Here is a 19,536-nt window from a genome sequence, read left to right on the forward strand (position 1 = left end):
AAAAACTGCGCCCTGCGTGAAGTTTATCGGTGCGCTTGACCGCTTTATTGCGAAACTTGATTGCTGTTGTCTCCGGTGGGCTGGGATAAACAGCAAAGCGTCAACTCTGTGGGTGTTGCGCCAGCAATCGGAGAAACGTGTTCCAGTTTCTGCTTCTGAGCGCTATTTCTATACAGTCAAAAGAAGGAGCCAGAATGCGCCGCGACAAGAAGAAGGCGACGATATACGACCTTTCCGTTCTGTCGGGCAGCTCGCCTTCCACGGTCAGCGCAGTGCTGAACGGCACGTGGCGCAAGCGCAGGATCAGTCAGGCGACCGCGGAATCCATTCTGGGTCTTGCCGAACAGCACCAATATACTGCCAACCGTCAGGCGCAGGGGTTGCGCCATTCCCGCTCCGGCCTTGTCGGGTTGCTTTTGCCTTTGCATGACAACCGCTTTTTCTCGTCCATGGCGCAGACATTCGAAGCGCATGTGCGCGCACGTGGTCTTTGCCCGGTCGTGGTCAGCGCGGGGCGCGATCCGGCTGAGGAACGCGAAACGGCGGAAACGCTGATTTCCTATTCCATCGACGAGTTGTTCATCTGCGGCGCGACAGACCCGGACAGCCTGCATGAACTCTGCGAACAGGCAGCACTCCCGCATGTGAATATCGATCTGCCGGGAGCGAAGGCTCCATCGGTGACTACCGATAATTTCGCCGGTGGCCGCATGCTGACGGAAGCGATCATCGCGCATTTTGCCGATCGTGAACCGTTGCAGCCGATGGAGCTTTGTCTGTTTGGCGGTCGCAATGACGAATCCACGCGCCAGCGTATTCGCGGCTTTCATGACGCCAAGCAGACCGTTCTCGGGTCTGATCCGGAAGATTGCGTTTTCCGCACCGGCTATTCGCCGTCAAATACTGTGCGGGCGCTGGATGAATATCGCGAGCGTCACGGTCGGTTGCCGCGCGGTCTGTTCGTCAATTCGTCGATCAATCTTGAGGGCCTGCTGCGCTATATGGTCGAGCACCCGCACGAGCAGCTCGATGATCTTGTGGTCGGCTGTTACGACTATGACCCCTTTGCCTCTTTCCTGTCGTTTCCGGTGATTTCAATCCAGCAGGATGTGGAAGGCATGATCGCCAAAGCCTTCGAACTGATGGAAAAGCACGTCACGGCGCCGGAACTACACCTCGTTATGCCCAGATTAATCGCGCCGCGTTCAGCGATCCCGCTGCCGGTGGATAGTCTTAAAGATATCAAATAATTGAGCGATCTCGGCTCTGCACTAACCGGAGCGATGTCCGAGGACTTTGTTCCCGATTTGTCGAAGTCTTACAGACGCCAGCAACCCATCCCTCGCTGAATCGTGTTGACAGATTTCAGGGGCTGGCGCATTATCACCTTGCACAATCGATTGTGCAAATTGTTGTGCAGAGTTACAGCATCTCCAACTGGGAAGAGGCCCGGGACGAGATGCCGCCGCCTGATGGGAGATGGCGGCGCTGGCAGGTGGAGGCAATACGAAGCGCGTTTCTGAAAATGGCTGGTTGGCGTGTGTTCCGATCTGTTTGAATCGGATCGGCGCTCTAGTTGGTCATGCGAGGATACTTCGTCCGAAAGGCGTTTCACGCTTTCGGCATGTAACCTTGGAGGTGAGCCCTTGGCTTCAGCGCATGTAAAGCCGTCTCTTGCGGGCAAATTCCCGGTCGAATGCCAGAAGAACAGACAATCAGGAGGAGAGTGTCATGAAGGTATCGAAGATGACAGGCGCGCTGGCTGGCGTGCTGATGATGGCCGCTACGACGGCGCATGCGGAAGTCAAGGACGCGGTGGTCGGATTTTTGATGCCGGATCAGGCATCCACGCGCTATGAAGAGCGCGATTTCCCAGGTTTTGCAGCAGAAATGAAGAAGCTCTGCGAAAGCTGCAAGGTGCTCTATCTCAACGCCGATGGCGATGCGACCAAGCAGCAGCAGCAGTTCAATTCGGTCATTTCGCAGGGCGCCAAGGTGATCGTTCTCGATGCCGTGGATACTGCAGCTGCAGCCTCGCTGGTGAAGCTCGCCCAGTCGCAGGACATCAAGGTCATCGCCTATGACCGCCCGATCCCGGATGCGACGTCGGATTTCTATGTCTCGTTCGACAATGAAGCCATCGGCAAGTCGATTGCCGAATCGCTCGTCAAGCAGCTGAAGGCCAAGAACGTTCCGGCCGACAAGGGCGGCGTTCTCCAGATCAACGGTTCGCCGACCGATGCGGCTGCCGGTCTCATCAAGAACGGTATACATGCCGGTCTGAAGGACAGCGGCTACAAGACGCTGGCCGAATATGACACGCCGGAATGGGCGCCAAGCAAGGCGCAGCAATGGGCGAGCGGTCAGATTACCCGCTTCAACGACCAGATCGTCGGCATCGTGGCTGCCAATGACGGCACCGCAGGCGGTGCGATTGCTGCCATGAAGGCTGCGGGTATCGATCCGCTGCCGCCGATTACCGGCAATGACGCGACCATTGCGGCGCTTCAGCTCATCATTTCCGGCGATCAGTACAACACCATCAACAAGCCATCGGAAATCGTTGCTTCGGAAGCTGCGCGCGTTGCCGCCCAGCTGCTGAACGGCGAAACGCCGAAGGCTGAAACCACGCTTTACAACACGCCATCGAAGCTCTTCGTCCCGGCGGTTGTGACGGCCGAAAACCTCAAGGCTGAAATCATCGACAAGAACATCGTGCCCGCAGCAACGCTGTGCGTCGATCGCTATGCCGATGGCTGCAAGAAGCTTGGCATCACGCAATAATTCAACGATGCGCCCGGTCGGTTTTCCGGTCGGGCGTCTTTTTTACGCACATCCAATCCGAAAGCCGTTTCACATTTTTCGGGATGTGCTGTGTTTCGTGCGCAAAGGCATATCGTGAGATGTGCCGGGGAAAGTGAAAAATGTCCCAGGAAAACAAAGCGGCGACGTCATCGTCGCAGCCCGTGCTGCGTCTCAGCGGCATTTCCAAGAATTTCGGCGCTGTTTCCGCGCTGACCGATATCGATCTGGAAGTCTATCCGGGGGAAGTCGTGGCGCTGGTGGGCGACAATGGCGCCGGAAAATCGACGCTCATCAAGACACTCGCCGGTGTGCATCAGCCGAGTTCGGGTACGATAGAATTCAATGGCGAGAAGGTTGTGCTGTCCTCGCCGGGCGATGCGCTCGACCTTGGCATAGCGACGGTCTTTCAGGATCTGGCGCTGTGCGAAAATCTCGATGTCGTCGCCAATATTTTCCTTGGTCGGGAGCTTAGCCCCTATCGCCTCGATGAAGTGTCGATGGAAATCAAGGCATGGAAGCTTTTGAACGAGCTTTCCGCCCGTATCCCCAGCGTCCGCGAGCCGGTCGCCTCGCTTTCGGGCGGCCAGCGGCAGACCGTTGCGATTTCGCGCTCGCTGCTGCTCGATCCAAAGCTCATCATGCTCGATGAACCGACCGCAGCGCTTGGTGTCGCGCAGACGGCGGAAGTGCTCGATCTGATCGAGCGTGTGCGTGATCGCGGTCTGGGCGTGCTGATGATCAGCCATAATATGGAAGATGTGCGCGCTGTCGCAGACCGCATCGTGGTGCTGCGTCTTGGTCGCAATAACGGTGTTTTCTATCCGGATTCATCGAATGAGGAACTGGTCGCCGCCATCACCGGCGCAACCAGCAATTCCGTTTCCCGCCGTGCCGAACGACGTCAGGCACAGCACGATGACGCTCATGACCGGGGAGAAGCACGATGAACCAGACAACCGGAAATACCCCGCTCGACCGGCAGGATGCCCGCGTGCGCCATGATGAAGGCGTTTCGGGCGCGCTGCGTGGCTTCTTCGACCGCGTTCGCTCGGGCGATCTTGGCTCGCTGCCGGTTATTGTCGGCCTCGTCATCATCTGGACCGTGTTCCAGACGCTGAACCCGGTTTTCCTGTCGAGCAACAACCTCGTGAACCTGTTGTTCGATTGCTCGACCATCGGCGTCATTTCGCTTGGCATCGTCTGCATTTTGATGCTTGGCGAAATCGATCTTTCAGTCGGCTCCGTCAGCGGTCTGGCCTCCGCCATCGTCGGCGTGCTGTGGGTCAACAATGGCTGGCCGGTGGCGTTGGCGATTGTCGCAGCCCTTTGCGCGGGAGCGCTGATCGGCCTGCTCTACGCCTTCCTTTATAACCGCTTCAGCATGCCAAGCTTCGTTTCGACGCTGGCGGGCCTGCTCGCGGCACTTGGTCTCCAGCTTTATCTCCTCGGCAATACCGGCTCGATCAACCTGCCCTATGGCTCGTGGCTCGTCAGCTTCGGCCAGCTTCTGGTGATGCCGCGTCCGCTCTCCTATGCGCTGGCGCTGATTGCCGGTCTTGCGATCTTCTTCACGGGTTTCCGCTCGGCGCAGCGTCGTCGCGAGGCCGGGCTTTCGGCACCTTCCGTCTCAGGGATCGCGCTGAAGGCCATTGTCATCACGCTGATCGTCGGCGGTGCCGTGTTCTATCTCAACCAGTCGCGTGGCGTGCCGTGGATGTTCGGCTTGTTTGTGGCGCTGGTGGTTGCCATGAACTATGCGCTGACCCGCACCCGCTGGGGCCGCGCCATGCAGGCTGTCGGCGGCAATCGTGAAGCTGCGCGCCGTGCCGGTATCAACGTCACCTTCATCTATATTTCCGCCTTCGTCACCTGTTCGGTATTGGCTGCGGCGGGCGGCATTCTCGCCGCTTCGCGTTTGGCATCGTCCAGCCAGCAGGCCGGTACGGGCGACGTCAACCTCAACGCCATTGCAGCAGCGGTCATCGGTGGCACAAGTCTGTTCGGCGGTCGCGGCAGCGCCTGGTCCGCCTTGCTTGGCATCATCGTCATCCAGTCGATTGCCAGCGGTCTGACCTTGCTCGATCTGTCGTCGTCGCTTCGCTACATGATCACCGGTGCCGTGCTGGCAATTGCCGTGATTGTCGATTCTCTTGCACGCCGCTCGCGCCAGTCGCACGGTCGCGCTTAACATAAAAGGATTCTCCAAATGGCTCAGGATCTCAAAGGACAAGTTGCAGCGGTGACTGGTGCTGCCTCCGGCATCGGCTTCGAATGTGCAAAGCACATGGTCGAAGCAGGTATGACGGTGTTTCTCGTTGATCGCGACGAGAACGCGCTGGCCGAAAAATGCGCCGAACTTGGCGACAAGGCAAAGCCGCTGGTCATCGACCTGCTCAGCCCGGAATCGGTTGCCACCATGGTGCCGCAGATTCTCGAACAGACCGGCCAGCTCGACGTGTTCCATGCCAATGCGGGCGCTTATATCGGCGGTCCGCTCTGGGAAGGTAATCCGGATGCCTGGGATCGCATGTTGAACCTCAACATTAATGCGGCGTTCCGCACGGTTCATGCCGTGCTGCCGCATATGATTGAACGCAAGACGGGCGACATCATCATGACCAGCTCGGTGGCGGGCGTTGTGCCGGTGATCTGGGAGCCGATCTATACGGCGTCCAAACATGCCGTGCAGGCTTTCGTGCATACGGTTCGCCGTCAGGTTGCGCCGCATGGCATTCGCGTCGGCGGTGTTCTGCCCGGCCCGGTCGTGACTGCGCTCATCAGCGACTGGCCAAAGGCCAAGCTAGAGGAAGCTTTGGCCAATGGCAGCCTGATGGAGCCGAAGGAAGTGGCGGAATCGGTGATGTTCATGCTGACGCGTCCGCGCAACATCACCATTCGGGATCTGGTGATCGTGCCGCAGAGCCTCGATCTGTAATCCCTTCAAGAACGGGTCGGAGACCATGATTCACTATTATTTGGGCGTCGATGTCGGCACCGGAAGCGCACGCGCCGGTGTGTTCGACACCAGAGGTTCAATGCTTGCTTCCGCCAAGCGCGACATTACCATTTGGCGCGAGGCTGGCAGCATTGTTGAACAGTCGAGCGCCAATATCTGGCAGGCCGTCTGCGAAAGCGTGCGCGAGGCGGTGAAGATCGCCGGGATCGATCCGGCCAGCGTTGCCGGTATCGGCTATGACGCCACCTGCTCGCTGGTGGTGCTGGGCGGGGGCGGCAAGCCCCTCGCCGTTGGTCCGTCCAACGATCCGGCGCGTGACATCATCGTCTGGATGGATCATCGTGCGGTCGAACAGGCTGAGCGTATCAATTCGACCAAGGCCAAGGTGCTGGATTATGTCGGCGGCACCATTTCGCCGGAAATGGAAACGCCGAAGCTCCTCTGGCTGAAGGAAAACAAGCCGGAAAGTTTTGCGTCTGCGTGGCAGTTTTTCGACCTTACCGATTTTCTCACCTGGAAATCTTGTGGCAGCCTTGCGCGCTCGGCCTGCACGGTCACCTGCAAATGGACCTATCTCAGCCATGAAAATCGCTGGGACGATGCCTATTTCCGCGAAGTTGGCCTCGGCGAACTAGCCGATGAGGGTTTTGTGCGCATCGGCACGGAGGTTCGTGCGGGTGGCGAGAAGCTCGGTGTTCTGAGCGAGGAAGCCGCAGCGGAACTTGGCCTCAAGCCGGGCATCGCGATTGCCGCCGGTCTGATCGACGCGCACGCGGGCGGCATTGGCACGGTGGGCGCGCGTGGCGAGGCTGGCAAGGTGCTGACGCGCATGGCCTATGTGTTTGGCACATCCGCCTGCACAATGACCACCACGGAACAGCCGGTTTTCGTGGATGGCGTCTGGGGCCCGTATTATTCGGCCATGGTGCCGGGGCTGTGGTTGAATGAGGGCGGTCAGTCGGCGGCAGGTGCCGCCATCGATCATCTCATCCACATGCACCCCTTTGCCGCCGAGGCGGAAAAGCAGGCGGCGGCTGAGGGCAAGGGCCTCGCGGACCGTCTTGCATTGGAAGTGGACGCACGCGGCGGCGCTGCAAAGACAGCTGAGATCATCGGCGACATTCACGTCGTGCCGGAGTTTCTCGGCAATCGCGCACCTTTCGCAGACCCCGACGCCCGGGCGATCATTGCCGGGCTTGATCTCGATGCAGGTATCGACAGCCTGACAGCGCTTTATCTGGCCGGTCTTTGCGGGCTTGGCTATGGCGCGCGCCAGATCGTCGAAGCGCAGAAAGCAAAGGGTATAACGACGGATACCATCGTCGTCAGCGGCGGTGCGGCCCGTTCGCATCTCGTGCGTCAGGTGCTGGCCGATACGACGGGTCTCGTTATTGCGGCCTCCACATCGCCGGAACCGGTTCTGCTCGGCTCGGCTATGCTCGGCGCGGTTGCGGGCGGAGCTTATCCGGACCTCGCAATGGCGATGGCTGCCATGTCGGAGCTTGGCGAGGTCAATCAGCCTGATCCCGACCGGGCAAAATGGCATGATCGCCGTTTTGAGGCATTCACGCTGTTGCAGGACACGGCGCGCAAGCTGCGCGATTTCTGATCGCGATCAGCAGCGATGAAAATAAAAACAGCCCCGACTCGTCACCGAACCGGGGCTGTTTTTATCGATAGAGCATTTCCAGCAAAAGTGCGAAGCGGTTTTGCGTGGGATAATGCGTAAAAACAAATAGATAGAGCGGTTCCGACGATTCCGTCAAAACAGGAACCGCTCTAGCGATGGTCTTACATCACCGGCGCATCGGGTTCCGGTTCATATTCGCGGGCGCCGTCATCCTTGGCGAATAGCACACACGGACCGTGCGAGCCGCGCGGGTCGTAGGCAAAGCCCTTTTCGGCCAGCGCATGAGTAATGTCACGAATGCCGGCCAGACCATAAAGATGGTCGTGCAGCTCGAGGAAAATACGTTCCACACCCGGCAGCTCGGCCTGCTTGAGCAGATCGCGCTCTGCGCCTTCGATATCCATCACCAGCACATTGATGCCGTGGTCGGCGATGAACTGGTCGATATTGGTCGAGGTGATCGAAATGGTGCTTTCATAAGGCCCCTGATTTTCGTCCATGGACGACATCCAGAGATCCTTGCGCACATAAAAACGGAAGGTGCCGGTTTCACCGGCGCTCAAAATGCCCTGCGACAGAACCACATTGTCATGGCCGTTGGCGTCAAGCACGCGCCGCGCCAGCGAGGCGGTTGCCGGATTGGCTTCGAAGGCCCAGACGGCCACGTCGCTGATTCGAGCGATCAGCGAGGTAATGATGCCGATGCCGGACCCGAGTTCTAGGACCCGGTCGCTGGCCTTTACGGCCTTTTTGATCGTACGCGCTTCCTTGGCTTCATAGCTGCCGCTGCTCAGCGCCTGCCAGATGACGGGCGAAACCTCTCCCGGCTCGATGGGTACGACGACCCCATGCACATTCAACACTTCCACACCCAATTGATTGCTACCACGGGTGTATTCGTATCAGTTAGCTCCGACCGGAAACAGTCCTTCCCCGTCCTTTTTTGGTATGCAGATAAGCGAGCTCTGTTGCAGGCATCGGCCTGCCGATCAGATAGCCCTGCACCTGATCGCAGCCCAGCCCCTTGAGGCATTCATATTGTTCTTCCGTCTCGATGCCTTCGGCGATGGTGGTCATGCGCAGGCTGCGGCCAACGCCGGTGACCAGCTCGACAATGGCAAGCGCATCGCTGCGCGTCGTGACATCACTGACAAAGGAACGGTCGATCTTGATCTTGTCAAACGGAAAGCCGCTCAGGCTGCCGAGCGACGAATAGCCCGTGCCGAAATCATCCATGGCGATCTGGATGCCGAGCGCTTTCAGGCCGCGCAGTGTTTCCAGCGTCTGCTCGTTCTTGTCGAGCAGCACGGATTCGGTGATTTCAAGCTCCAGCCTGCGGGGGTCAAGCCCGGTTTCTTCCAGCGCCGCCATCACCGACTGGACGAGGTCTTTGTCGCGGAACTGCACCGGCGAAAGATTGACCGCAATTCGCAGCGGCTTGTTCCAGCGCGCGGCTTCCTGACAGGCCGTCTTCAGCACCCATTCGCCAAGCGGCATGATCGTGCCGATCTTCTCGGCCACCGGAATGAATTCCATCGGCGAGACCGGACCGCGCACCGGATGCGTCCAGCGCAGCAGCGCTTCGTAACCGCAGATTTCCCGCGTGTCGGTCGTTGCCTGCGGCTGGTAATAGACTTCCATTTCGTTGTTCTGAAGCGCGGTTTGTAAATCCGCTTCGAAGGATTTCTTTTCGCGCAGCCGCGTCAGCATGTCCGATTTGAAAACGCTGACATGGCCATGGCCAACGGCCTTGGCTTCATAAAGCGCCAGATCGGCATGTTTGAACATTTCTTCCGTGTCGGGCTCGCCTTCCGAAATGGCAACGCCGACGCAGGTTCCGATCTTGATTTCCAATTCGCCCACCCGGTAGGGGCGGCTGATCTCATCCATCAAACGCGCGGCGAATTCGAGCGACTCTTCTTCGGTCATGCCGGTTGACAGCACGGCAAATTCGTCGCCGCCAAGGCGGCAGACAATATCACCCTTCCGACTCAGCCGCGTCAGCCGCCGCGAAACGCCCTGCAGCAATATATCGCCGACATCGTGTCCGAGCGTATCGTTCACATCCTTGAAGCCGTCGAGGTCGAGCAGAAGGATGACGGCAGACGGCCCGCCGGACAGCGCCGCCGTTAGCCGCGTTTCCAGATCCTGCCGGAACAGGACCCGGTTCGGGAGGCCGGTCAGCGCATCGTGATGCGCGTCATGTTCGAGACGAAAGTTTTGCGATTGCAGTTCTGCCGTGGCCTCGCGCAGATCCGCGGTAAGGCGCTGCATGCGGCCATGGGCGCGATCCAGAAGATTGTTATGGCGAATAAGCAGGATAACCAGAACGACGCCGCAGAGAATAAGGCCTGCGGCAAGCGCCGTATAGATGAAATGGAGCTGCTTGACGTCACTCTGGGCGGCGTCGATCAGATCGACATCGTGTTCGACCGATGTGGATGCGAGCGACGTCAGCGGTGCATCCAGCTCGCTCATCGCGACGAGCATGGCTTTCATGTCGTCCGTGCTCATCGTGTCGAGCTTCATATCCATCTCGTGGATGATGTTGCTCAACTTCATATAGAGCTGGCGGCGTCCCGGATCGTCCTGAATGAAGGCGCGCAGATTGCCCTGCTGGAACATTTCAAGGCGTCCGACCATGAAGTCCAGCCGCAGCCGCACTTCATCGCGATCAACATCAGGCAGGCCAAGCGCCAGCGCGCTCAGCCGATGTTCAAGCCGCAAATATTCAGAAACAGTCTGCCCGATGGACCAGGAGTCATTATACCGGGAAAATTTTTGCAAAGCCGTCTGACGCTCTGCGATGACATAGGCGATATAGCCCGTTGCCACCACAAAGCAGCAGATAATGACACCCAGTATGCGTCTCAAGCGCGCCTCTATTCAACGATCAGCTTGGCAACCTGCCAGGCGGAGCGCGTGTAATATGTTTGATTCTGGAGTTGAGGGTCGCTGTCATACGGGTAGATAATAAACAACGGTCCTTTGTCCCGCACCGCCATGTACTTTCCGTCCCGCTTTAAAGCAAGAATTACGTTGAACTTCTTGAAATCCTCAAGCGGAATGGTGGTTACATAGTCGTTCAGCGCCACCGCCGTGACGGTTTTGCCTTCGGCGCCGACCAGTTTCATCAGCTGGTCGATGGACACGCCTTCGAAGCGGACCTTGCCGTCATACCATGGATTGGCGGTTTCCACGGTTTTTAGGCCAAGGGCTTCCAGACCCGCGCGGTCGAACTGCGCGGTGTCCCCGTTGTTCTTATTCTGGATATTGCCCGATATTGTGAGAATGGGCTTGTCCTGCGGTTTGGGCAGCGAAGCGGCAAAGGCGCCGGAAATCGCTGTCACACAAACGGCCAGACAGACAAAAAGACGACCGAGGTTCATTGCATTTCTCCCTGAGATAGCCGGTCAATAAAGCAAATTACCTAAATCGGCGTGAATACTGGGAACATATGCGGATTTAATCGGATTCACGCCTGTGATCTTTCGTCTGCGCTTATAACAAATGAAAACAATAGCATAGTAGACGCTTGCCCATGGAATTCGTCAAGTGCCGAGCACCATGTCGCGTATAATATTTTCATTATTTCCAGTTTTTCAGCTTTCTTATACCATCTGTGCGGCGGAAAAACGGCATTGTTAAGTAATGAATAATGCGAACTGCGGATCGTTGGGTAGATCGCAGAATAAAACAACTTATGATTGTCGAGGTCGCACACGGTGTGCAGTCTTGGCTGGCCAACAATATGGAAGCTTATAGTATCGATACGCTTGGCCCGTTGCGAGGTGTCGAACCCGCTTAGAAGACGGCAATAATCCGGACCCTTGGCTGGTTCAGCTGTGCTTCGACAGGAGATATCCGACGGTTTCAGGCAGGTGTTCTTACGTTACGATATACGACATCTGCCGTATTGTTTCCGGTCGGACGCAAAGGATAACTATCCCGATGACATAATATTGGGTTGGTATGCTGGGATGCCAGCCAATTGGAGGATAAAATGAAGCACATTCTCATTGCAGCGGCAGCATTGGCTGCTTTCGTAATCGGTGCCGCAGCATCGGTGCCGGTGACGTTCAAGGAACCTGGCGAGACGTCGGCCTCAAAGCCCCATACAAACTCGACTATCATCGCATTCGGAGGCAAGCGCACCAATGGGCGCGTCTTGTTGGGCGGGCGCAACACTTTCGGTGGATAAGCAGACCCACCTTTGCGCGGTTTGCCAGTTGACGCGGGGGCGTCCGGCGGGTGAGGGAACGTGCTGTCTCTTTCACTCGCCGGTTTTATTGCGGCGCCTTGGTTGCGCGCTATTATGCCGAGGCAAGCGCCTCAGCGATTGTATCTTTTATCGCCAGACGCTGCTTGCGCAAAAGCGTCTCTTCGTCCTGACTCAAGGGCGTGATCTTTGTTTCCGCCAGATGAATGCGATCATTGATTGCGTCATATTCTTCCAGAATACGCGCAAAGCGGGCATCTTTCGCCTTGAGGGCGTGAATAGCGTCGATTTGGCCGGGGAATTCTTCTCCAAGCGTGTGCGGTGTGTTCGACATGACGTTTCCTTCCTTTGCTTTGGCTGAGCTTCGCAGAGCCCGCCGGACCCAGCATTGATCGCGATCAAATCCAAGCACCTGCTTAACAATAAGGGATGTTGGATGGTTCCCATGGTGTGATCGGACACGTGTGTGCTGTGCACCGGCGATGGATCATTTTGTAAAGACGGTTGGCTTCCATCCGCGGGCAAAGCCCATGGACATTGCGAGGCTCGCATATTCGATTTCCTTCACCAGAAAATCGCGATCTTTCAGCAAGGCTTCGATAGCAGCTCGCACATCGCCATCGTGGTAAGCGAGAACCAGATCAATCTCGTCCTCATAACCTTCTTTTTGCACAAGCGCATTCATTTGCCGTGCTCCTCATAAGCAGACATCACATTTCCAGCCATTTCGGATTCCATCGGCTTTTCGCCGTCGATGTTCCTATTTTGTTCGCTGCTTATTTAAGAGTCAAGCATGTTGCGTTTCATGCGGTGTGGATTTTCCGCTAGTCTGGTTAAACGACTGAATCTATCGGGAATCCGCTTGGAGGAAGAATGCAAAAAGACCAGCCTGTGGAAGTACCGGCTTGATATTTATCAACTTGATTTCTTTGAAGAAAATAATGGCTGGGGAACCTGGATTCGAACCAAGACTAACGGAGTCAGAGTCCGTTGTTCTACCCTTAAACTATTCCCCAGCAAGGATTGCAAATCATGCTCTTATCGAGCGTTTGCAATTGCGACAGAAGCGTGAAGCTCGTTCGCGACGGCTTCCATCTAGCGAACTCAAACCCCGAACGCAACCCCTTTCTTTGAAAAAAGAATAGCAAATTTCGCCATCCCCAATTTCTCGCGCCGCAATCGCCGCAAACAACCGCCAAGCATGGTCTTTTGCCAGAAGGCGGGTTGTTTGCGCGACGCCGGAATAAAAAGGCCCGGCCAGCGGAGGAGCGGGCCGGGCAAAGGGCAGGCTGGCCGAGAGGGGACCCGGCTTGTGAAGGTGGCGCCTGCCAGATGTTCCGTGGGCAGTTCGGCGAAGGGGTTTCGTGCGAACTGCTTGAGATTCAAAAGGCTGCTGAGGCCGTGGCCTCAGCAGATGTGGCGTGTCGCCTCGATACGGCGCTGCGCATCAGCCAGCGAGCGCAGAACACGTGTCGGGTTTTCGCGGCCGCGATAGTGGGTCGCCGTATAGACGTCACCACGATGCAGGCCGATGTCACGCAGAAGATAATCGTCAAGCTCGGAAATTCGCATCAGCTGCCGTCGATTGCGGGACATCATCCAGCGACGCAGAGCCGACGTAAACACAGCTTTCACCGTTTGCACGAGCGTGGAGGTCTCTGCGCGCGTTGCCGGTAAATAGGTCGTCGTTGTCTTGCTTATCGCTGTCATGTCCGCTCTCCTTTAAATCAGCGGTGCTAAGGGGTTCTCATCGTCAGGCTCATGCGCTTTCGCGGCTCCTTTCCTTTACGACGGCTGCTTTATCCAACAATCAAATTGATTGTTCCAACGAATGTTTCTAATGTCACTCTTCAATAATAGTGATGGATAGCGCCCATGAGCACGCCTCTGGATCTCGATCAGTTACAAACCTTCATCGCGATAGCCGATACGGGCAGTTTCACACGCGCTGCCGATGCGATTTTCAAGACGCAATCGGCGGTTTCCATGCAGATGCGGCGGCTTGAGGAACGGATCGGAAAGCCGCTCTTCGAGCGGGACGGGCGCTCCAATCGTCTGACCGAGGATGGCGACCGGCTGCTTCTCTATGCGCGGCGGATGATGCAGCTGAATGGGGAGACCATTGCGGCCTTTGACGATACGCAACTGGAGGGCCACGTGCGTATCGGGACGCCTGATGATTATGCCGACCGCTTCCTGCCGGAAATCATGGCGCGTTTTGCGCGCTCCAATCCGCGTGTTGAGCTTTCCGTCGTCTGCGAGCCGACCGTCAATCTGGACGAAATGATTCGTCGCGGCACGCTGGATATTGCGCTGGTCACCCAGTGCGACGACAAGCGCCGCTCGGAAGTGGTGCGCACCGAGCCGCTTCTTTGGGTCACGTCGGCCAATCATGCTGTGCATGAGGAAGCCGTGCTGCCGCTTGCGGTGGGGCGACCGACCTGCATCTGGCGTCATGCGGCAATCGAAGTGCTGGAAGCGGCGAAACGCGATTATCGCATCATCATCACGAGCTGGTCGGCGACGGTTTCTGCCGCTGCGGTTCTCTCCGGCCTCGCCGTTTCGGTGCTGCCGGAATGTGCGTTGCGCCCCGGCATGCGGGTGCTGGGTGAGGCCGATGGTTTTGGGCGATTGCCGGAATTCGGCATTGGCATCATGCGCGGCCACAACAAGCAGAATGCGGTGGTGGATGCGCTGGCGCAGCACATCATCGAAAGTCTTGACAATATTTCATCGCCCCAGCCGGGAGGCATTGTTGGCGCGATGAGTTCGCCGGAAATCTCGTCTTTTCCGGCGGTCCGCACGCGCAGGGTGCGGGCCAATGAGTTGTTGCCGGGCTGGTGAGGCCCGTCGATAAGCATGAGATGATTTTCTACGCGACTTCTTGACCAGCCGTACCGGCTGATGGCCTATGATGGGATGAGCATGGGTTCCGATTCGAGTTTTACCGGCGCATCGTCGAATGTCGCCGAGTATAGCGTTTCCGAGATTTCCGGCGCTTTGAAGCGCACGGTCGAGGATGTGTTCGGCCATGTGCGCGTGCGGGGAGAAATCTCCGGTTATCGCGGACCGCATTCGTCCGGTCATGCCTATTTCGCCTTGAAGGACGACCGCTCGCGGCTGGAAGCCGTGATCTGGCGCGGTTCCATGGGCCGCCTGCGTTTTCGTCCCGAAGAAGGCATGGAGGTTATCGCCACCGGCAAGCTGACCACCTATCCGGGATCGTCAAAATATCAGATCGTCATCGAGCAGATGGAACCGGCGGGCGCCGGTGCGCTGATGGCGCTTCTGGAAGAACGCAAGCGCCGCCTTGCGGCGGAAGGCCTGTTCGATCCGGCGGTCAAGCAGCTCCTGCCCTTCATGCCGCGTGTGATCGGCGTGGTGACATCGCCGACAGGCGCCGTCATCCGCGACATTATTCACCGCATTTCAGATCGCTACCCGCTGCATGTCATCGTCTGGCCGGTGCGTGTGCAGGGCGAGACGAGTGGTCTGGAAGTGGCTGCTGCCGTGGACGGCTTCAATGCCTTGCCGGATAATGGCGCGATCCCGCGTCCCGATGTGCTGATCGTGGCGCGTGGCGGCGGCAGTTTGGAAGACCTCTGGGGCTTCAATGACGAAATTGTCGTGCGCGCCGTGGCTGCGTCGCATATTCCGGTGATTTCTGCGGTCGGCCACGAAACCGACTGGACGCTGATCGATCTTGCCGCTGATGTGCGCGCACCGACCCCGACAGGCGCTGCCGAAATGGCCGTGCCGGTCAGGGCCGATTTGCAGGCAATGCTTGCCGGACAATCGGCGCGGTTGGCCTCGGCCATGTCGCGCTTCATCGACCTCAAGCGGCAGGCGCATCGCGCGGCTGCGCGCGCTCTGCCTTCCGCCGATCAGTTGCTGGCCTTGCCCCGCCGGCGTTTTGACGAATCCGCCTCGCGCCTGACGCGGGCGCTGTTCGTCAACACGCAGAAGAAGAGGGTGCATTTCGAAGGGCGCACCCGGCAATTGTCGCCGCGCCTGTTGCAGCGCCGTTTCGCGGAACAGCAACGCACCATGTCGCTGCTCGGTCAGCGACTGCCGCGTGCGCTGGAAGCCTTTTTGCGGGAACGCCGCACGGCGCTCTCGCATCGTGGCGACCGGCTGGTCCCGGAGCCGATCTTGCGGCGCACCCGCCTTGCCACATCGACCGTCGAGCAACTGGATCGCAGGCGCGATCAGGCGGTGCGCCTTTTGATCGAGCGCGCCAAACGGCGCGGACAGGAACTGGAACGCCTGATGCGCACCCTGTCTTACGAAAGTGTGCTGGACCGTGGCTTTGCCATCGTGTTCGATGCGGACGGTCATCCGGTCAAGCAGGCGGCAGGCGTGGCGGCGGGCGATGCGCTGTCGGTTCGTTTCCGTGACGGTGATGTGGCGGTGGTTGCTGATGGCGGTGCAGAGGACGAATCGGCAGCCAAACCGGGCGCACCGAAAAAGCCTGCATCGGCTCGCTCCGGCGGGCAGGGATCGCTATTTTAGCAACACTCGCAATGTCTTGAACGCCGAATTGGGAAGCCGAGTGCAAGCTCCGCTGTTCTCTTAAGGCTGGCTTAAGCTTGGCCTTTTCTTTCTCGCACATCCGAAATGATGAGCACAATTCGGGCAGGGCGAACCGCGTTTCTGCCGTGATGCGTGTCAAACGAAGAGTTTAAGGATGTCGCGTAAAAACTCCCAGGACGCCGCATTTTCCGGCTTGAAGGCGGCGGTGTTCAACCGCCGCAGCTTTCTGATTGGTGCAAGCGCTGTTGCGCTGTCAGGCTGTGTTTCGACTGCCCAGCCGCCGCTGCCGGCAAAGCCGGTCAATAAGCCCGTTGCGCCGTCGCAGCCCGTGCCGCTCATGTATCAGGCCATGCCGGAAGAGCAGTTTCCACTGCCTGCCGTCGATATCAGTAAGGTCGATCAGAAATTCTGGCGGCAGGAAGTTGATTATCCGACGAGCGAGACTAAGGGCACCGTCATCGTCGATACGCCGAACAAATATCTCTATCACGTGCTCGGCAATGGGCGGGCGATGCGCTATGGCATCGGCGTCGGTCGTGACGGTTTTGCCTGGGCGGGCCGTGCCGTCATCGCTTACAAGCGCCAGTGGCCGCGCTGGACGCCGCCGGATGAGATGGTTGCCCGCCAGCCAGCACTCCAGCCCTACAGCATTGCCAATGGCGGTATGCCCCCCGGCCTCAAGAACCCGCTGGGCGCGCGCGCCATGTATATCCATAAGGATGGCCGCGATACACTATATCGTATCCACGGGTCGCCCGAAGCATGGAGCATCGGCAAGGCCGTCTCTTCCGGCTGTATCCGTATGCTCAATCAGGATGTGATCGACCTTTATAACAATGTGCGCGATGGCAGCACGATTGTCGTGATCCCCGATCCGACAAAGGGTCAGCAGGTCACGAGCTAACCTCGGAGCACATCCCGAAAATGAAAAGGGCGCGAAAAACGCGCTCTTTTTCATGTGTGGTTTTCTGCCGGATTGAAGCTCAATAAGCATATTCCAGGAAGATCGGCTCGACGGAACCGGCCCAGATGCTGTTATAGGCTTTCAGCATACGCTCGGCATCGGTAATGCCAGCGGCGACGATTTCTTCCAGTGGCGCCAGGAAGTGGGTTTCGTCAAAACCGTCCGAGTTGAGCTTGTTGCGGTTCTTCAGGCCAAGACGCGAAATCTTCAGCGTTTCGCGGGCGATGCCTTCCAGCGGCTTGCCACGGAATGTTGCGGTGAGCGCCTTGGTGGGCACTTCGTTGCGCAGCGCCAGAACCTCTTCATAGGTCCAGTCCTTGGTCAGCATTTCCGCTGCCGCCAGCGCTTCTTCGTCATAGAGCAGGCCGACCCAATAGGCGGGCAGGGCGCAGATACGTCGCCATGGGCCGCCGTCCGCACCGCGCATTTCGAGGAAGCGCTTGAGGCGAACTTCCGGGAACAGCGTCGAGAGATGGTTGGTCCAGTCGCCCATATTCGGCACCGGATCGCTGACTTCACCCTTCAACGCGCCGTTCATGAACTGGCGGAACGTGACATGGGTGCAATCGTGATAACGGCCATCGCGCAGGATGAAATACATCGGAATATCGAGCGCCCAGTCGACATAATCGGCAAAGCCGAAATTTTCCGAGAAGACAAAGGGCAGCACACCGGCGCGCTGGTTGTCGGTATCACGCCAGATGTTCGAGCGCCATGACAGGAGACCGTTCGGCTTGCCCTCGGTGAAGGGCGAACTGGAAAACAGCGCCGTGGCGACCGATTGCAGTTTCATCGAAACCTGCATCTTGCGGCGCATGTCGCGTTCGGAGCTGAAATCGAGATTAACCTGAATGGTCGAGGTCCGGTACATCATGTCCAGACCTTCCTTGCCAACCTTCGGCATGTAGTTGGTCATGATCTTGTAGCGCGACTTCGGCATGACCGGCGTTTCGGCCAGCGTCCATTTCGGGCTGCCGCCGACGCCGAGAAAACGAATGCCCAGAGGCTCGGCGATTTCGCGCACCTGGCTCAGATGCGCGTTCATTTCGCGGCAGGTCTGGTGAATGGTCGTAAGCGGTGCGCCGGAAAGCTCGAACTGGCCGCCCGGTTCCAGAGAAATTGCGCCCTGTCCGGTCGGCTCGACAAGGCCGATAATGTTGCCTTCGTCCATGATCGGCTCCCAGCCGAGCATGGCCTGCATGCCTTCCAGAATCGCCTTGATGCCGCGCGGTCCCGCATAGGGAACAGGGCTGTTGTCAGCGGTATAGAAAGGGAATTTTTCGTGCTCGGTGCCGATGCGCCAGGCATCCTTGGGCTTGCTTCCCCCGGCAAGATAGATCGCAAGTTCTTCAACGCCCGTCAGTGCCGTTTCGTCAGTCGTATCGCGCGCCATACAGTCTATCCCTGGTCGTATTTCAGCTTGTCAGCGTGATTGGACAAATTTGTCAAATCACGCAAGTCAATTTCATTGAACGATCGATTTAGAGAACATCATGCCGCATTTCTCCAGTCGCCGAGAATGGCCTGTACCAGAGCCATGGCGGCAACGGCTGCGGTATCCGCCCGCAAAATGCGAGGGCCGAGCGGAATGGCCGTCACGAAGGGCAGGCGGTGCAGCACTTGCCGCTCTTCTTCCGAAAATCCGCCTTCCGGGCCGATCAGAAGCCCCGTTGGTCCGGTCTTCAAACCTTGCAGAATGCTCAACGGATCGTCCGATTCGTGACCTTCATCGCAAAAGATCAGACGGCGCGACGGGTCCCACTGGTCGATAAAGCGGTCGAAGCGCACCGCGTCGCGGCATTCGGGTATGGCAAGCACACCGCATTGCTCGGCAGCCTCAATGGCATTGGCCTTTATCTTGTCGGTGCTGAGTTTCGGCACTTGCGTGTGCTGGGTGACGACCGGCTGCAAGACGCCAGCGCCCATTTCAACGGCCTTCTGCACCATATAATCAAGGCGGCCCTGTTTCAGCGGCGCGAAACAATAGACGAGATCGCTTGGCGCTGGCTGCGGGCGGGTCTCCTCAACAGGTACGAGCAGAACACGCTTCTTGCCTTCCGGCTTTAGCCAGGCCTTCCATTCACCGTCGCGCCCGTTGAAGACGAGAACTTCATCGCCTTCTTTCAGGCGCAGCACGTGAATGAGATAATGGGCAGCCTGCGGCGCAGCCTCCACCGGCGTTTCCGGGGCGAAGTCGTCCTCGATGTAAAGTCGTTGCATTCTGTAATTTGCGCGCATGATCGCATCGATGGCAGAGGGCAAGCCTGCCGGTCAAGCGCTTTGTGTGGCAGTTCTGCCAGCCTGCCGATTGAAAACCGCTCTCACATAACAAATGGCTTACACAAACAATTGATGGGAAATGGCTGGCGGTTGAATCTAATTAGATTGTATCCATATAGGTATGAAGCTATCTATTTGAATGGAATTGA

General features: G+C 58.0%; 18 protein-coding genes and 1 tRNA gene. 10 read left to right on the top strand and 9 right to left on the bottom strand.

All coding sequences use genetic code 11. The features are described from left to right. Positions 1–194 precede the first annotated feature (194 nt). The 6 genes from FIC94_RS00325 (at position 195) to FIC94_RS00350 (ending at position 7,370) form a co-directional block, all read left to right on the top strand. Positions 195–1,250: a LacI family DNA-binding transcriptional regulator gene (locus tag FIC94_RS00325; RefSeq protein WP_140023530.1), complete on the top strand. Its 1,056-nt coding sequence runs from the start codon at positions 195–197 to the stop codon at positions 1,248–1,250. Between the two features lie 481 nt (positions 1,251–1,731). Then, positions 1,732–2,784 carry an ABC transporter substrate-binding protein gene (locus tag FIC94_RS00330; protein WP_109367838.1) on the top strand — a complete coding sequence of 351 codons (1,053 nt, stop codon included), beginning with the start codon at positions 1,732–1,734 and terminating at the stop codon, positions 2,782–2,784. Between the two features lie 140 nt (positions 2,785–2,924). Next, the gene (locus FIC94_RS00335) at positions 2,925–3,752 is read left to right on the top strand and encodes an ATP-binding cassette domain-containing protein (protein WP_140023531.1); all 828 of its coding nucleotides are present in this window, start codon (positions 2,925–2,927) and stop codon (positions 3,750–3,752) included. Beyond that, entirely contained in the window at positions 3,749–4,993 is a 1,245-nt protein-coding gene (locus FIC94_RS00340) for a sugar ABC transporter permease (protein WP_140023532.1), read from the top strand. Before FIC94_RS00335 ends, FIC94_RS00340 begins: the two co-directional genes overlap by 4 nt. An 18-nt stretch (positions 4,994–5,011) precedes the next feature. After that, positions 5,012–5,740 carry an SDR family oxidoreductase gene (locus FIC94_RS00345; protein ID WP_140023533.1) on the top strand — a complete coding sequence of 243 codons (729 nt, stop codon included), beginning with the start codon at positions 5,012–5,014 and terminating at the stop codon, positions 5,738–5,740. A gap of 25 nt (positions 5,741–5,765) precedes the next feature. Beyond that, positions 5,766–7,370, top strand: coding sequence for an FGGY-family carbohydrate kinase (locus FIC94_RS00350; RefSeq protein ID WP_140023534.1), 1,605 nt, complete (start codon positions 5,766–5,768; stop codon positions 7,368–7,370). Between the two features lie 182 nt (positions 7,371–7,552). On the opposite strand, the gene FIC94_RS00355 is transcribed toward FIC94_RS00350, so the two are convergent. Genes FIC94_RS00355 through FIC94_RS00365 form a run of 3 tightly spaced genes read right to left on the bottom strand, consistent with a single transcriptional unit; the run spans position 7,553 to position 10,780 of the window. After that, entirely contained in the window at positions 7,553–8,260 is a 708-nt protein-coding gene (locus FIC94_RS00355; RefSeq protein ID WP_109368040.1) for an FkbM family methyltransferase, read from the bottom strand. 37 nt (positions 8,261–8,297) lie between these two features. Continuing rightward, entirely contained in the window at positions 8,298–10,265 is a 1,968-nt protein-coding gene (locus FIC94_RS00360) for a putative bifunctional diguanylate cyclase/phosphodiesterase (RefSeq protein WP_140023535.1), read from the bottom strand. A gap of 8 nt (positions 10,266–10,273) precedes the next feature. After that, positions 10,274–10,780: a putative pterin-binding protein gene (locus FIC94_RS00365; protein ID WP_109367833.1), complete on the bottom strand. Its 507-nt coding sequence runs from the start codon at positions 10,778–10,780 to the stop codon at positions 10,274–10,276. Between the two features lie 614 nt (positions 10,781–11,394). On the opposite strand from FIC94_RS00365, the gene FIC94_RS00370 reads away from it, so the two are divergent. Further along, entirely contained in the window at positions 11,395–11,592 is a 198-nt protein-coding gene (locus FIC94_RS00370; protein WP_140023536.1) for a hypothetical protein, read from the top strand. Positions 11,593–11,704: 112 nt separating this feature from the next. Here FIC94_RS00370 and FIC94_RS00375 read toward each other — a convergent pair whose 3' ends face one another. From FIC94_RS00375 to FIC94_RS00390, 4 genes are all read right to left on the bottom strand, one after another. Next, complete coding sequence (locus FIC94_RS00375) at positions 11,705–11,944, bottom strand: HP1242/YdcH family protein (RefSeq protein WP_140023537.1); 240 nt, start codon at positions 11,942–11,944, stop codon at positions 11,705–11,707. A 153-nt stretch (positions 11,945–12,097) separates the two neighbouring features. After that, entirely contained in the window at positions 12,098–12,295 is a 198-nt protein-coding gene (locus tag FIC94_RS00380) for a CUE domain-containing protein (protein WP_109367830.1), read from the bottom strand. Between the two features lie 257 nt (positions 12,296–12,552). Beyond that, positions 12,553–12,626: transfer RNA gene (locus FIC94_RS00385), tRNA-Gln, on the bottom strand. 391 nt (positions 12,627–13,017) lie between these two features. Further along, a complete protein-coding gene (locus tag FIC94_RS00390; RefSeq protein ID WP_140023538.1) occupies positions 13,018–13,320 on the bottom strand; it encodes a DUF1127 domain-containing protein in 303 nt (100 codons plus the stop codon). 165 nt (positions 13,321–13,485) lie between these two features. Here FIC94_RS00390 and FIC94_RS00395 point away from each other — a divergent pair, with 165 nt between their 5' ends. From FIC94_RS00395 to FIC94_RS00405, 3 genes are all read left to right on the top strand, one after another. Continuing rightward, on the top strand, positions 13,486–14,454 hold the full coding sequence (locus tag FIC94_RS00395; RefSeq protein ID WP_140023539.1) for a LysR substrate-binding domain-containing protein: 969 nt from the start codon (positions 13,486–13,488) through the stop codon (positions 14,452–14,454). A gap of 81 nt (positions 14,455–14,535) precedes the next feature. Beyond that, a complete protein-coding gene (xseA, locus tag FIC94_RS00400; RefSeq protein ID WP_140023540.1) occupies positions 14,536–16,122 on the top strand; it encodes an exodeoxyribonuclease VII large subunit in 1,587 nt (528 codons plus the stop codon). A gap of 175 nt (positions 16,123–16,297) precedes the next feature. Beyond that, positions 16,298–17,047, top strand: a complete 750-nt coding sequence (locus FIC94_RS00405; protein WP_109367826.1) for a L,D-transpeptidase — start codon at positions 16,298–16,300, stop codon at positions 17,045–17,047. Positions 17,048–17,126: 79 nt separating this feature from the next. On the opposite strand, the gene FIC94_RS00410 is transcribed toward FIC94_RS00405, so the two are convergent. Both FIC94_RS00410 and FIC94_RS00415 read right to left on the bottom strand, forming a co-directional pair. Beyond that, positions 17,127–18,500 (bottom strand): glutamate--cysteine ligase, encoded by a 1,374-nt coding sequence (locus FIC94_RS00410; protein ID WP_140023541.1) that lies wholly within the window; start codon positions 18,498–18,500, stop codon positions 17,127–17,129. 98 nt (positions 18,501–18,598) lie between these two features. Continuing rightward, complete coding sequence (locus FIC94_RS00415) at positions 18,599–19,345, bottom strand: 16S rRNA (uracil(1498)-N(3))-methyltransferase (RefSeq protein ID WP_140023542.1); 747 nt, start codon at positions 19,343–19,345, stop codon at positions 18,599–18,601. Between the last annotated feature and the right edge of the window lie 191 nt (positions 19,346–19,536).

Source organism: Ochrobactrum teleogrylli, from assembly GCF_006376685.1.
GTDB classification, from domain to species: domain Bacteria; phylum Pseudomonadota; class Alphaproteobacteria; order Rhizobiales; family Rhizobiaceae; genus Brucella; species Brucella teleogrylli.

Coding starts and splice junctions, on each gene's coding strand:
- FIC94_RS00325 (WP_140023530.1), top strand. CDS start 195: ATGCGCCGCGACAAGAAGAAGGCGACGATATACGACCTTTCCGTTCTG.
- FIC94_RS00330 (WP_109367838.1), top strand. CDS start 1,732: ATGAAGGTATCGAAGATGACAGGCGCGCTGGCTGGCGTGCTGATGATG.
- FIC94_RS00335 (WP_140023531.1), top strand. CDS start 2,925: ATGTCCCAGGAAAACAAAGCGGCGACGTCATCGTCGCAGCCCGTGCTG.
- FIC94_RS00340 (WP_140023532.1), top strand. CDS start 3,749: ATGAACCAGACAACCGGAAATACCCCGCTCGACCGGCAGGATGCCCGC.
- FIC94_RS00345 (WP_140023533.1), top strand. CDS start 5,012: ATGGCTCAGGATCTCAAAGGACAAGTTGCAGCGGTGACTGGTGCTGCC.
- FIC94_RS00350 (WP_140023534.1), top strand. CDS start 5,766: ATGATTCACTATTATTTGGGCGTCGATGTCGGCACCGGAAGCGCACGC.
- FIC94_RS00365 (WP_109367833.1), bottom strand. CDS start 10,780: ATGAACCTCGGTCGTCTTTTTGTCTGTCTGGCCGTTTGTGTGACAGCG.
- FIC94_RS00370 (WP_140023536.1), top strand. CDS start 11,395: ATGAAGCACATTCTCATTGCAGCGGCAGCATTGGCTGCTTTCGTAATC.
- FIC94_RS00375 (WP_140023537.1), bottom strand. CDS start 11,944: ATGTCGAACACACCGCACACGCTTGGAGAAGAATTCCCCGGCCAAATC.
- FIC94_RS00380 (WP_109367830.1), bottom strand. CDS start 12,295: ATGAATGCGCTTGTGCAAAAAGAAGGTTATGAGGACGAGATTGATCTG.
- FIC94_RS00390 (WP_140023538.1), bottom strand. CDS start 13,320: ATGACAGCGATAAGCAAGACAACGACGACCTATTTACCGGCAACGCGC.
- FIC94_RS00395 (WP_140023539.1), top strand. CDS start 13,486: ATGAGCACGCCTCTGGATCTCGATCAGTTACAAACCTTCATCGCGATA.
- xseA (WP_140023540.1), top strand. CDS start 14,536: ATGGGTTCCGATTCGAGTTTTACCGGCGCATCGTCGAATGTCGCCGAG.
- FIC94_RS00405 (WP_109367826.1), top strand. CDS start 16,298: ATGTCGCGTAAAAACTCCCAGGACGCCGCATTTTCCGGCTTGAAGGCG.
- FIC94_RS00410 (WP_140023541.1), bottom strand. CDS start 18,500: ATGGCGCGCGATACGACTGACGAAACGGCACTGACGGGCGTTGAAGAA.
- FIC94_RS00415 (WP_140023542.1), bottom strand. CDS start 19,345: ATGCGCGCAAATTACAGAATGCAACGACTTTACATCGAGGACGACTTC.